Source organism: Actinomadura sp. GTD37, assembly GCF_041951365.1.
Classification (GTDB): domain Bacteria; phylum Actinomycetota; class Actinomycetes; order Streptosporangiales; family Streptosporangiaceae; genus Spirillospora.
In genome coordinates this window covers 628,921-641,710 of record NZ_JBGNUS010000002.1, presented here as the reverse complement: position 1 = coordinate 641,710, position 12,790 = coordinate 628,921, and the positions used below count along the sequence as shown (strand labels likewise).

At 73.3% G+C, this 12,790-nt stretch carries 10 protein-coding genes; 9 read left to right on the top strand and 1 reads right to left on the bottom strand.

Features of this window, described 5'->3' with window-relative positions:
• Nucleotides 1-21: 21 nt before the first annotated feature.
• From ACA511_RS17075 to ACA511_RS17060, 4 genes are all read left to right on the top strand, one after another.
• Nucleotides 22-807 (top strand): peptidoglycan-binding protein, encoded by a 786-nt coding sequence (locus ACA511_RS17075; RefSeq protein ID WP_375025312.1) that lies wholly within the window; start codon nt 22-24, stop codon nt 805-807.
• A gap of 305 nt (nt 808-1,112) precedes the next feature.
• Nucleotides 1,113-1,616 carry an SAV_6107 family HEPN domain-containing protein gene (locus tag ACA511_RS17070; protein WP_375025311.1) on the top strand — a complete coding sequence of 168 codons (504 nt, stop codon included), beginning with the start codon at nt 1,113-1,115 and terminating at the stop codon, nt 1,614-1,616.
• 196 nt (nt 1,617-1,812) lie between these two features.
• Nucleotides 1,813-2,997 carry a CoA transferase gene (locus ACA511_RS17065; protein WP_375025310.1) on the top strand — a complete coding sequence of 395 codons (1,185 nt, stop codon included), beginning with the start codon at nt 1,813-1,815 and terminating at the stop codon, nt 2,995-2,997.
• Nucleotides 2,998-3,136: 139 nt separating this feature from the next.
• Nucleotides 3,137-4,558: an MFS transporter gene (locus ACA511_RS17060; protein ID WP_375025309.1), complete on the top strand. Its 1,422-nt coding sequence runs from the start codon at nt 3,137-3,139 to the stop codon at nt 4,556-4,558.
• A gap of 1 nt (nt 4,559) precedes the next feature.
• On the opposite strand, the gene ACA511_RS17055 is transcribed toward ACA511_RS17060, so the two are convergent.
• Nucleotides 4,560-5,054: a transcriptional regulator gene (locus ACA511_RS17055; protein ID WP_021597992.1), complete on the bottom strand. Its 495-nt coding sequence runs from the start codon at nt 5,052-5,054 to the stop codon at nt 4,560-4,562.
• Between the two features lie 446 nt (nt 5,055-5,500).
• Between ACA511_RS17055 and pyrR the strand changes: the two genes are divergently transcribed.
• Genes pyrR through carB form a run of 5 tightly spaced genes read left to right on the top strand, consistent with a single transcriptional unit; the run spans nt 5,501 to nt 12,783 of the window.
• Nucleotides 5,501-6,091 (top strand): bifunctional pyr operon transcriptional regulator/uracil phosphoribosyltransferase PyrR, encoded by a 591-nt coding sequence (pyrR, locus tag ACA511_RS17050; RefSeq protein WP_375025308.1) that lies wholly within the window; start codon nt 5,501-5,503, stop codon nt 6,089-6,091.
• Entirely contained in the window at nt 6,088-7,029 is a 942-nt protein-coding gene (locus ACA511_RS17045; RefSeq protein WP_375025307.1) for an aspartate carbamoyltransferase catalytic subunit, read from the top strand. The genes pyrR and ACA511_RS17045 overlap by 4 nt, the downstream gene beginning before the upstream one ends.
• On the top strand, nt 7,026-8,312 hold the full coding sequence (locus tag ACA511_RS17040) for a dihydroorotase (protein ID WP_375025306.1): 1,287 nt from the start codon (nt 7,026-7,028) through the stop codon (nt 8,310-8,312). Before ACA511_RS17045 ends, ACA511_RS17040 begins: the two co-directional genes overlap by 4 nt.
• Entirely contained in the window at nt 8,309-9,427 is a 1,119-nt protein-coding gene (gene carA, locus ACA511_RS17035) for a glutamine-hydrolyzing carbamoyl-phosphate synthase small subunit (protein ID WP_375025305.1), read from the top strand. The genes ACA511_RS17040 and carA overlap by 4 nt, the downstream gene beginning before the upstream one ends.
• Nucleotides 9,427-12,783 (top strand): carbamoyl-phosphate synthase large subunit, encoded by a 3,357-nt coding sequence (carB, locus tag ACA511_RS17030; protein ID WP_375025304.1) that lies wholly within the window; start codon nt 9,427-9,429, stop codon nt 12,781-12,783. Before carA ends, carB begins: the two co-directional genes overlap by 1 nt.
• Nucleotides 12,784-12,790: the final 7 nt, after the last annotated feature.

The following is a 12,790-nucleotide window of genomic DNA, read 5'->3' as shown; positions in this document are numbered from 1 at the left end:
AGAGCACTTTAAGCTGCCTTCATGCGCGGGATACGGATCGACGTGCGGAAGGCCGCGGTCCTGCTGATCGCGGCCGTCGTCCTGGCGGGCTGCGATGGGACGGAGCAGGCGGAACCCCGGGCGCAGGAGGGCTCGCCGAGCGCGACGGCGACGCCGCCCTCCACGCCCACGCCGGCGCCCACGCACCGCAAGCTGAAGCCGGGCGCGAAGGGGGCCGACGTCGAGGCCCTCCAGCGCCGTCTCAAGGAACTGGACTACGACCCGGGCAAGCCGGACGGGAAGTACGGGCCGTCCACGCAGATGGCCGTGTGGGCCTTCCAGGCGGTGAACGGCCTCAGGCAGAAGAGCACCCTCGGCACGTCGTTCTGGAAGGCCCTGGACGCCCCCGAGAAGCCGCGTCCGATGGCCAAGAAGCGCGAGAAGGACCGCGTCGACGTCGACCTGAAGCGCCAGTACCTCGTCCTCTACAAGGACGGCGAGCCGCGCCTCATCTCGCACATCTCGTCGGGCTCGGGGGAGTACTACTGCGCCAAGGACCGCGGCGCGACCGTCCCGCGCTGCCGCTACGCCTCGACCGGCACGGGCGACTTCCGGACGGGGCGGCGCTTCGACGGCTGGGAGACCTCGCCCCTGGGGCGGCTCTACAACCCCGTCTACTTCAACGGCGGCATCGCCTTCCACGGCGCCCTGGACGTGCCCGCGTACCCGGCCTCCCACGGCTGCGTCCGGATGCCGATGCACATCGCCGAGTACCTCCCGGACCTCCTCGGGACGGACGTCCCCGTGCACGTCAGGCGGCCCCGCTAGGCCCCGCTGGCACCCGCCCGCGCCCTCGCCGCGCCCCGCCGGCCGTACTGCCGCCGTACCGCCGCTGTACTGCCGCCATGCCCGCTGACCTGCGGGGCACGACACGCATTCGAACACGTTGACGAATCGCCGTCAGAGCTGTTTACTGGGGAATGCGTCGAACTTATGTTCGACGCTGGTGCGGGACTCGCGGCCCGCGCCAGGGCGACGTCCCCGCCGATCGCGGTGTTTCGGCGGGACGGACGGCCGGGCGGAGTGAGGGGAAGCTCTCCGCCCGGCCGGCCCGAGCCCGGAAGGAGGCACACATGTCCGGAACGATGACCGCACGCGGAGTCCACTCCGCCGCCCAGTCCGTCCCGCCGCCGAGCCCACGCCCACGTCCCCGCCCGCTGCCCGCGCCGCGTCCGGCGCACACGGCCGTCGGCCAGCTGCACGCCGCCCGCATGGGCCTCGCCGAGGCGGCCGAGGCCACCTCGCCCGCCGTCCGCTACGTCTGCGCCCACCTGGCCGCGCTGCGCGCGGCCGCCGCGGTGCTGGCGTCCAAGGAACCCCTGGAGACCCACCGCCGCGGCCGTCCGCGCAGCGTGTGGGTGCTGCTGCCGGAGGCCGAGCCCGCGCTGCGCGAGTGGGCCGCGTTCTTCGCCGCGGGCGCCGACAAGCGCGCCGCCGCCGAGGCGGGCCTCCCGCGCGCCGTCACCCCGCGCGAGGCGGAGGAGCTCGTGCACGACGCGGAGGTCTTCGTCACCCTCGTCGAGGACACCCTCGGCATCGACGGGCAGCCCACCCTGCCCGTCCCGGAGGCCAGTTAGCCGTTCCCGGAGGCCGTCCCCGCCCTCCCGCGGGGACGGCGAACCTCCCGACGATCGCGCCGGCGGCGGCCGCATCCCCCCCCGAGCCGGCCCCGCCGGCGCGATCCACGTCCCGTCCCGTCCCGCCCCGTCCCGCCCGGCCTGCGCCCGCCCCCGCCCCGAGCCGCCGGGCGCGGTCCCTGATAGACATCGCTGCATGACGGGAACCCTTCCGCTGGACGGGATGCGCGTGGTGGAGCTGTCCAGCTTCGTCGCGACGCCGCTGGGCGGGATGACGCTCGCGCAGCTCGGCGCGGACGTCGTCCGGGTCGACCAGGTGGGCGGCGGCCCCGACATCGACCGGTGGCCGCTCGCCCCGTCCGGCCGGAGCCTGTACTGGGCCGGGCTGAACAAGGGCAAGCGGTCGGTCGCCGTCGACCTGCGCTCGCGGGAGGGCCGCGAGGTCGTCGCCGGCCTCGTCGCGGAGAGCGGCGTCGTCCTGACCAACGCGCCGCCGCGCCAGGGCCTCACCTACGACGAGCTGAAGGCGGCCAGGCCCGACCTGATCCACGTGCAGCTCCAGGGCACGCGGGACGGGGGCAACGCCGTCGACTACACGGTGAACGCCGCCATGGGCTTCCCGTCGGTCACGGGCCCGTCCGGGGGGGACGTCCCGGTCAACCACTCCCTGCCCGCCTGGGACGTGGCATGCGGGCTCTACATGGCCGTCGGCCTCCTGGCGGCCGAGCGGCACCGGCTGCGCACGGGCGAGGGGCAGAGCCTCCGCGTGGCGCTGCAAGACGTCGCCCTGGCCACCGCCGGGAACCTGGGATACCTCGCGGAGGCGCAACTGGGCGAGCCCAGGCGGCGCCTGGGCAACCACCTGTTCGGCGACTTCGGGCGCGACTTCGCCACCGCCGACGGACGCGTCATGGTCGCGGTCCTCACCGCCCGCCACTGGCGCGACCTCGTGGAGGCGACCGGCCTCGGCGAGGTGGGCGCCGCGCTCGAACGCGCCCTCGGCGCCGACTTCCGCCGCGCCGGCGACCGCTTCGCCTGCCGGGAGGCGCTCGGCGGCGTCCTCGCGCCCTGGTTCGCGTCCCGGACGTGCGAGCAGGTCGAGGACGCGTTGACGGGCACGTCGGTCCTGTGGTCCCGCTACCGCGACTTCGCGGAGGTGGCCGCGGACCTGCACCGCGAGCCCCTCATGGGCGAACTCGACCAGCCGGGCATCGGCCCCCACCTCGCCCCGGGCTCCCCGCTGCGCCTCGGCGACGCGTCTCCGCCCCCGGCCCCGGCGCCCACTCTGGGCGAGCACACGACCGAGGTGCTGCGGGACGTCCTGGACCTGGCCCCCGAACGCATCGAGGCGCTGCGGAGCGCCGGCGCCGTCGCCCCCTGATCCGCGGCGGCGGCCGGTACGCGACGGTGCGCGCCGCGCCGCGCGTCCGGCGGGGGAGCGCGAGCGCGGCGGTGGGACGCCCCGGTGCCGCTTTGTCCTGATGTGAGATTGTTAGGGCGGCGAAGCATGGGAGGACGCAGTGGCGGCGCGGGAGGGGCGCGGGCTGGTTCCGCTGCTGGCGTTCCTCGGCGTGATGGCCTACTCGCTGTCCATGGCCGTGGTCACGCCCGCGCTGCCGCAGATCCAGGACGGGCTGGACACCACGCCCGCGGGCGCCGCGTGGGCGCTCACCGCGATGACGCTGTCCGCCGCGGTCGCGACGCCGGTGGTGGGACGGCTCGGCGACCTCTACGGCCCGCGGCGCGTCCTGCTCGCCGTCCTCGTGACCGCGACCGCCGGCATGGTCGTCGCCGCCCTGGCCCGGAACGTTCCGGTGATGCTGGCCGGGCGCGCCGTCGCCGGCGTCGGCGGCGGCGTCTTCCCGCTGGCGTACACGATCATCCGGGACGTCGTCCCGCCCGCCCGGACGGCGTCCGCGGTCGGCCTCATGTCGTCCATGCTGGGGCTCGGCGGGGCGGTCTCCTGGTGCGTGGCGGGGCCGATCATCGACCTGCTCGGCTGGCGGTGGCTGCTCTGGGTGCCCGTCCTCGGGCTGGTGCCCGGGATCGTCCTCGCCTGGCGGGTCGTGCCGCGGCCGGCGCCCAGGGCGGCGGCCGGGGTCGACTGGTGGGGCGCCGCGCTCTTCGCCGTGTGGCTGGTGGCCGCGCTGACCGCGCTGACCGAGGGCATGGACTGGGGCTGGACGTCGCCCGGCGTGCTGGGCCTGCTCGCGTTCTCGGCCGCGACCGCCGCCGCCTGGCTGCGGGTCGAGAGCCGCGTCGCCGAGCCCCTGGTCGACCTGAAGCTGATGCGGATGCGCGGCGTGTGGACGGCGAACGCGGCGTCGCTGCTGTCCGGCTACGCGCTCATGGCGGGCGGCCTGCTGTTCCCGCTGCTCGTCCAGCTCCCCGAGGGCACCGGGTACGGGTTCGGCGGGACGGCCACCCAGGCGGCCCTCCTGCAGCTCCCCGCGAGCATCGGCATGACCGTCGCGGGCATGACGGCGGGCCTGCTCGACCGGCGGATCGGCTCGCGGACGGTGCTGTTGGGCGGCGCCCTGATGACCGGCCTCGGCTACGCGTTCGTGGCGTTCCAGCACGCCGCCATGTGGCAGCTCTACGCCGGCGGCCTGGCGCGGGGCATCGGCCTCGGGTTCGCCTACGCGGCCGTCGCGAACCTCGTGGTCGCCGCCGTCCCGGCGAGGGAGACGGGCGTGGCGACCGGCATCAACACCCTCATCCGGACGGTCGGCGCGTCCCTCGGGACGCAGGTCAGCGCGGTCGTCATCGTGGTGGTCCCGGGCGAGACCGGCTACGCGGCCGGCTTCGCGCTGAGCGCCGCCGCCATGGCCGCCGTCCTGCCCCTGGCCCTGCTGGCCCCGCGCCGCCGCCGGTCACGGGGAAGCGGAACGGGACCCGGCGTGGCGCCGGGCCCCGTCACGGTGGAGCCCGTGGTGCGGTGAATCAGAAGGACTCGACGGCGCGGCGCGCCTCCGGGTCCAGGACGCCCCAGCCGATCAGCTCTTCGGTCAGCTCGGTCGGGGACTTGTCGTAGATGACCGCGAGTGAACGCAGGTCTTCCTGGCGGATGGACAGGACCTTTCCGTTGTAGTCGCCCCGCTGGCTCTGGATCGTCGCGGCGTAGCGGGCGAGAGGACCGGCCTTGTCTTTCGGAAGCTGCTGCAACCGCTCTAGATCGATCACGAGCTTGGGTGTAGGCCCGAGCGGGCTCGGCGCGGCTCCGCCGGGCAGCAACTCGGAAACCGGCACGCCGTAGAAATCGGCGAGCTCGGCCAGCTTCTGAACGGTGACGGCGCGGTCGCCCCGCTCGTACGAACCCACGACGACGGCCTTCCAGCGGCCGCGTGACTTCTCCTCCACACCGTGCAGGGACAGGCCCTGCTGAGTACGGATCGCGCGCAGGCGCGCGCCGAGAGCCTTAGCGTATTCAGACGGCATTCTGCGGCCCCCCAGGCTCACTTTCATCGTCGTCGGACCCCGGCTGGTCACCGGGGGGAGACAGAATCGCAAGACCGGGAGGCCTCAAGACTCTGTCCCCAGGGATGGTTACGGACAGTGACGGTAAAACGGGGACGGCCCCAGGTCAAGCTGATTGCGAAAAAGCGGTCGAATCCGCAGGACTCGATGCGGGCCGTCCGGATCGTCCGGAACGGCCGCGGGCGCACCGCGGCGGGCCCGCGGCCGCCCGCCGCGCCGCCCCGCGCATGATCGAATGTGACGCCTCTCACCTGCGAAGACGCGGACCGGTCCGGGTGCGGGGCGGTCCGGGACGACTGCTAACGTGGGGGAGACATGACGTCCTTTAAGGCCCGTCCCGTGAGGCGGGGAAGGAGGTTTCGGCGGTGAATGCTGCCTCCAGGCCGCAACGGCCGGCGGAGGAGCGCGTGGCGGACGGTGATCCCCGGCCCAAGGCCGTTCTGGAGGGTCCCGACATCAGACGCGCGCTCACCCGCATCGCACACGAGATCCTCGAGCGGACCAAGGGCGGCCACGACGTCCTGCTGCTCGGCATCCAGACCCGCGGCGTGACGCTGGCCGAGCGGCTGGCGGGCGCGCTGCGCGAGGTCGAGGGCCGCCCGGTGCCCTGGGGCTCGCTCGACGTGACCATGTACCGGGACGACCTGCGGATGCGGCCCGCCCGCGCCCTCGGCCGCACCGAGCTGCCGCCCGGCGGCATCGACGACCGGGTCGTCGTGCTGGTCGACGACGTGCTGTTCTCCGGCCGGACGGTGCGCGCCGCGCTGGACTCGCTGAACGACCTCGGCCGGCCCCGCGCCGTCCAGCTGGCCGTGCTGGTCGACCGCGGCCACCGGGAGCTGCCGATCCGTGCCGACTACGTGGGCAAGAACCTGCCCACCTCCATGCGGGAGACCGTCAAGGTGCTGCTGGACGAGAACGACGGGCGCGACGCGGTGCTGCTCGGCCCCGCGCTGCGCGGACCCGTGCCGCCCGCCCCGGCGGGGGGCGCCGGATGAACCGCCATCTGATCTCCGCCGCCGACCTGTCCCGGGACGACGCGCTGCTCGTCCTCGACACGGCCGAGGAGCTGGCGCAGATCGCGGGCCGCTCCATCAAGAAGCTGCCGACGCTGCGCGGCCGGACGGTCGTCAACCTCTTCTTCGAGGACTCCACCCGCACCCGGATCTCGTTCGAGGCGGCGGCCAAGCGGCTGTCCGCGGACGTCATCAACTTCTCCGCCAAGGGGTCGAGCGTGTCCAAGGGCGAGAGCCTGAAGGACACGGCGCTCACCCTGGAGGCGATGGGCGCGGACGGCGTCGTCATCCGGCACGGCGCGTCGGGCGCCCCGCACCGGCTCGCGGGCTGGGTGCAGGGCAGCGTGGTCAACGCCGGGGACGGCACGCACGAGCACCCCACCCAGGCCCTCCTGGACGCGTTCACGATGCGCAAGCGCCTCGGCGACCTGGACGGCCGCAGGGTCACGATCGTGGGCGACGTCCTCCACAGCCGCGTGGCGCGGTCCAACGTCCTGCTGCTGGACACCCTCGGCGCCGACGTCACCGTGGTCGCGCCCCCCACGCTGATGCCGGTCGCCATCGACACGTGGCCGTGCTCGGTGTCGTACGACCTCGACGCCGTCCTCCCCAAGAGCGACGTCATCATGATGCTGCGCGTCCAGCAGGAGCGGATGAACGCCGCCTACTTCCCGACCGTGCGCGAGTACAGCCGCCGCTACGGCCTGGACACCGACCGCATGGCGCAGCTCCCCGAGCACGCCATCGTCATGCACCCCGGCCCGATGAACCGCGGCGTCGAGATCGCCGCCGAGGTCGCCGACTCGGTCCGCTCCACGATCGTCGAGCAGGTCGCCAACGGCGTCAGCGCCCGCATGGCGGTCCTCTACCTGCTGCTCGGCGGTTCCGAGCCCGCAATCGGCCAGGAGGTCGCCCAGTGACGACGTACATCATCAGGGGCGCCCGGATCCTCGGCGGCGAGCCCGCCGACATCCTGGTCCGCGAGGGCGCCATCGCCGAGGTGGGCTCCGGCCTGGACGAGGCGGGCGCGCAGGTCATCGACGCCGGCGGGCTCGTGGCCCTCCCCGGCCTGGTCGACCTCCACACCCATCTGCGCGAGCCCGGCCGCGAGGACGCCGAGACCGTCGAGTCCGGGACGAAGGCCGCCGCGATGGGCGGGTACACCGCCGTCCACGCGATGGCCAACACCGACCCCGTCGCCGACACGGCCGGCGTGGTCGAGCAGGTGTGGCGCCTGGGCCGCGAGGCCGGGTACTGCGACGTCCAGCCCGTCGGGGCGGTCACGCGCGGCATCGCCGGCGAGAAGCTCGCCGAACTGGGCGCGATGGCCGACTCCGCCGCCCGGGTCCGGGTCTTCTCCGACGACGGCCACTGCGTGTCGGACGCGGTCATCATGCGCCGCGCGCTGGAGTACGTGAAGGCGTTCGACGGCGTCGTCGCCCAGCACGCGCAGGAGCCGCGCCTCACCGAGGGCGCGCAGATGAACGAGGGCGAGATGTCCGCCGCGCTCGGCCTGCGCGGCTGGCCCGCCGTCGCCGAGGAGGCGATCATCGCCAGGGACGTGCTGCTCGCCCAGCACGTCGGGTCGCGGCTGCACGTGTGCCACGTGTCCACGGCCGGCTCGGTGGAGATCATCCGCTGGGCGAAGAGCAAGGGCTGCCCGGTGACCGCCGAGGTCACCCCGCACCACCTGCTGCTGAACGACGCCCGCGCCGGCACCTACGACCCGATCTTCAAGGTCAACCCGCCGCTGCGCACCGCCGACGACGTCACCGCGCTGCGGCACGCGCTCGCCGACGGCACGATCGACTGCGTCGCCACCGACCACGCCCCGCACCCGGTCGAGGCCAAGGAGACCGAGTGGGCCGTGGCCGCGATGGGCATGATCGGCCTGGAGACGGCGCTCCCGGTCGTCCAGGAGGCCATGGTCGACACCGGCCTGCTCGACTGGGCCGGGGTCGCCGACCGCATGTCCGCCCGCCCCGCCCGCATCGGCCGCCTTTCCGGACAGGGTCGTCCGCTCGAGGCAGGTTCGCCCGCCAACATCACGCTGTACGACCCGTCGCCGCGCCGCGCGGTGGACCCGTCCGCGATGACGTCCAAGAGCCGCAACACCCCGTTCGCGGGGCTGGAGCTGCCCGGACGGGTCGTCGCGACGCTCCTGCGCGGCAGGCCGACGGTTCTGGAAGGGAAGCTCCAATGAACCCTGCTCTGCTCGTTCTGGAAGACGGCAGGGTGTTCCACGGGGCGGCGTACGGAGCCGAGGGCGAGACCTTCGGCGAGATGGTCTTCAACACCGGCATGACCGGCTACCAGGAGACCCTCACCGACCCCTCGTACGCCCGCCAGATCGTGGCCATGACGTCCCCCCACATCGGCAACACCGGTGTCAACGGCGAGGACCCCGAGTCGCGCCGCATCCAGGTGGCCGGCTTCGTGGTGCGCGAGCCCGCCCGCGTGGCGTCCAACTGGCGCGCCACCGGCTCCCTGGGCTCCGCGCTGCGCGACCAGGGCGTGGTGGGCATCGCCATGCCCGGCACCCGCGCGCTGACGCGGCACCTGCGCGACAAGGGCGCCATGCGCGCCGCCATCTTCAGCGGGGCCGACGCGGTCGCCCCCGGCGAGGACGCGCTCGTCGAGCGCGTGCGGCAGACCCCCTCGATGGAGGGCGCCGACCTCGCGCGGGACGTCTCCACCACCGAGCCCTACGTCGTCCAGGCCAGGGGCGAGAAGCGCTACACCGTCGCCGCGGTCGACCTGGGCATCAAGTCCATGACGCCCTACCGGATGTCGGAGCGGGGCTGCGAAGTGCACGTCCTCCCGGCGTCCAGCACGGCCGCGGAGATCCTCGCCCTCGCCCCCGACGGCGTGTTCTTCTCCAACGGCCCCGGCGACCCCGCCGCCGCCGGCTACGCCGTGGAGGCGCTCAAGGGCGTCCTCGACACCGGCACGCCGTTCTTCGGCATCTGCTTCGGCAACCAGATCTTCGGCCGCGCGCTGGGCCTCGGCACGTACAAGCTGAGGTTCGGCCACCGGGGCATCAACCAGCCCGTCCAGGACCGGGCGACCGGCAAGGTCGACGTGTCGGCCCACAACCACGGGTTCGCCGTCGACGCCCCCGCCGACGGCCCGTTCGACACCCCCTACGGCCCCGCCGAGGTCAGCCACGTCAACCTCAACGACGGGTGCGTGGAAGGGCTGCGGCTCCTGGAGCGGCCCGCGTTCAGCGTCCAGTACCACCCGGAGGCCGCCGCAGGCCCGCACGACGCGTCCGGGCTCTTCGACCGTTTCTGCGAGCTGATGGAGGCGTCGAAGTAATGCCGCGCAGGGAAGACCTGAAGTCCGTCCTGGTCATCGGCTCCGGGCCGATCGTCATCGGCCAGGCGTGCGAGTTCGACTACTCCGGCACCCAGGCGTGCCGGGTGCTGAGGGCCGAGGGCCTGCGGGTGACGCTGGTCAACAGCAACCCCGCCACGATCATGACCGACCCCGAGTTCGCCGACGCGACCTACGTCGAGCCGATCACCCCCGAGGTCGTCGAGAAGATCATCGCCAAGGAGCGGCCGGACGCGCTGCTGCCCACCCTCGGCGGCCAGACGGCCCTGAACACCTCCATCGCGCTCTACGAGAGCGGCGTCCTGGAGAAGTACGGGGTCGAGCTGATCGGCGCCGACGTCGACGCGATCCAGGCCGGCGAGAACCGCGAGCGGTTCAAGGAGGTCGTCGCCAAGGTCGCGCGCGAGCAGGGCCTGAACGCCGAGTCCGCGCGGTCGGTCATCTGCCACACGATGGACGACTGCCTCGCGGCGGCCGGCGGGCTCGGCTACCCGCTCGTCGTCCGGCCGTCGTTCACCATGGGCGGCCGGGGCTCCGGCTTCGCCCACGGCGAGGACGACCTGCGCCGCATCGCCGGCGCGGGCCTCGACGCGTCCCCGACCGGCGAGGTCCTCCTGGAGGAGTCGATCCTCGGCTGGAAGGAGTACGAGCTGGAGGTCATGCGCGACCGCGCCGACAACGTGGTCATCGTGTGCTCCATCGAGAACCTCGACCCCATGGGCGTGCACACCGGCGACTCGATCACGGTCGCGCCCGCGCTGACGCTCACCGACCGCGAGTACCAGAACATGCGGGACGTCGCGATCGCGGTGATCCGCGAGGTCGGCGTCGACACCGGCGGCTGCAACATCCAGTTCGCCGTGCACCCCGGCACCGGCCGCATGATCGTCATCGAGATGAACCCGCGGGTGTCGCGGTCGTCGGCCCTCGCGTCCAAGGCCACCGGCTTCCCCATCGCCAAGATCGCGGCGAAGCTGGCGATCGGGTACACCCTCGACGAGATCCCGAACGACATCACCCGCGAGACGCCCGCGTCGTTCGAGCCCACGCTCGACTACGTCGTGGTGAAGGTGCCCCGGTTCGCGTTCGAGAAGTTCCCCGGCGCCGACGGCACGCTGACCACGCACATGAAGTCCGTGGGCGAGGCCATGGCCATCGGGCGCTGCTTCACCGAGGCCCTGCAGAAGGCCCTGCGGTCGCTGGAGCAGAAGGGCTCGTCCTTCAGCTGGGCCGGAGAGGCCGACGCCGGAGCGCTCGTCGAGTCGGCCGCGCGGCCGCACGACGGGCGGCTCAGGGACGTCCAGCGCGCGCTCTGGGCCGGGGCGAGCATCGAGGACCTCTACACCGCGACCGGCATCGACCCCTGGTTCCTCGACCAGATCGCGGCCGTCAACGAGGTCGCCGAAGAGATCCGCACCGCCGACGACGCCCTCACCAGGGACAAGCTGCTCCGCGCCAAGCGGCACGGCTTCTCCGACGCGCAGATCGGCGAGCTGCGCAACCTCTCCGAGGAGGTCGTGCGCGAGGTGCGGCACGCGCTCGGCATCCGCCCCGTCTACCTGACGGTCGACACGTGCGCCGCCGAGTTCGAGGCGCAGACGCCGTACCTGTACTCGGCCTACGACGAGGAGACGGAGGTCCCGCCGGGAAGCAAGCCCAAGGTCCTCATCCTGGGCAGCGGCCCCAACCGCATCGGCCAGGGCGTCGAGTTCGACTACTCGTGCGTCCACGCGTCGTTCACGCTGGCCGAGGCGGGCTACGAGACCGTGATGCTCAACTGCAACCCCGAGACGGTCTCCACCGACTACGACACCTCCGACCGGCTCTACTTCGAGCCCCTGACGCTCGAGGACGTCCTGGAGGTCGTCTACGCGGAGCAGCAGTCCGGTGAGGTCGCGGGCGTCATCGTGCAGCTCGGCGGCCAGACGCCCCTGGGGCTCGCCCAGAAGCTCAAGGACGCCGGAGTGCCGATCGTGGGCACGTCCCCGGAGAGCATCCACCTCGCCGAGGAGCGCGGCGCGTTCGGGCGGGTCCTGCACCGGGCCGGCCTGCTCGCGCCCAAGCACGGCACCGCCACGTCCTACGAGGAGGCGCGCGAGATCGCCGACGAGATCGGCTACCCCGTGCTCGTCCGCCCCTCGTACGTGCTCGGCGGGCGCGGCATGGAGATCGTGTACGACGACGTCACGCTGGAGTCGTACATGGCCCGCGCCACGGAGGCGAGCCCCGAGCACCCCGTCCTGGTCGACCGCTTCCTGGACGAGGCCATCGAGATCGACGTCGACGCCCTCTTCGACGGCGAGGAGCTCTACCTCGGCGGCGTCATGGAGCACATCGAGGAGGCCGGCATCCACTCCGGCGACTCGGCGTGCGCGCTGCCGCCCATCACCCTGGGGCACGACGACATCCGCCGCATCCGGGAGTCGACCGAGGCGCTCGCGCGCGGTGTGGGCGTGCGCGGCCTCATGAACGTCCAGTACGCGCTCTCCGCGGGCGTCCTGTACGTGCTGGAGGCGAACCCGCGCGCGTCCCGCACGGTGCCGTTCGTGTCCAAGGCCACGGCCGTGCCCCTCGCCAAGGCGGCGGCGCGCGTCATGATGGGCGCCACCGTCGCCGAACTGCGTGCCGAGGGCATGCTCCCGGAGACGGGCGACGGCGGGACGCTCCCGCTGGACGCGCCGATCGCGGTGAAGGAGGCCGTCCTCCCGTTCGACCGGTTCCGCAACGAGAGCGGGCAGGGCGTCGACATCGTCCTCGGCCCCGAGATGCGCTCCACCGGCGAGGTCATGGGCATCGACGAGGTGTTCGGCACCGCGTTCGCCAAGTCGCAGCAGGCCGCCTACGGGTCGCTGCCCACCAAGGGACGCGCGTTCGTGTCCGTGGCGAACCGCGACAAACGGCACATGGTGTTCCCGGTGAAGCGGCTCGCTGACCTCGGCTTTGAGATTCTTGCCACGGAAGGGACCGCGGAGGTCCTGCGCCGCAACGGCGTGCGTGCCAAGATCGTGCGCAAGCACAGCGAGGGTCCGGGCCCGTCCGGCGAGCCCACGATCGTGCGGCGCGTCCTCGACGGCGAGGTCGACCTCATCGTCAACACGCCCTTCGGCAGCCCCGGCCAGTCCGGGCCGCGGCTCGACGGTTACGAGATCCGCACCGCGGCCGTGCTGCGGGGCGTACCGTGCGTGACGACCGTGCAGGGCCTCGCGGCGGCCGTGCAGGGCATCGAGGCCGTCGCCGGCGGCCAGGTCGGCGTCCGCTCCCTCCAGGAGCACGCCGAGCGGATCGGCGGCGCCCGCGGGCGCGCGGGAGAGCCGGACGGCACGGTGGCGCCCGGGTGACGACAGG

Coding starts and splice junctions, on each gene's coding strand:
- ACA511_RS17075 (WP_375025312.1), top strand. CDS start 22: ATGCGCGGGATACGGATCGACGTGCGGAAGGCCGCGGTCCTGCTGATC.
- ACA511_RS17070 (WP_375025311.1), top strand. CDS start 1,113: ATGTCCGGAACGATGACCGCACGCGGAGTCCACTCCGCCGCCCAGTCC.
- ACA511_RS17065 (WP_375025310.1), top strand. CDS start 1,813: ATGACGGGAACCCTTCCGCTGGACGGGATGCGCGTGGTGGAGCTGTCC.
- ACA511_RS17055 (WP_021597992.1), bottom strand. CDS start 5,054: ATGCCGTCTGAATACGCTAAGGCTCTCGGCGCGCGCCTGCGCGCGATC.
- ACA511_RS17045 (WP_375025307.1), top strand. CDS start 6,088: ATGAACCGCCATCTGATCTCCGCCGCCGACCTGTCCCGGGACGACGCG.
- carA (WP_375025305.1), top strand. CDS start 8,309: ATGAACCCTGCTCTGCTCGTTCTGGAAGACGGCAGGGTGTTCCACGGG.
- carB (WP_375025304.1), top strand. CDS start 9,427: ATGCCGCGCAGGGAAGACCTGAAGTCCGTCCTGGTCATCGGCTCCGGG.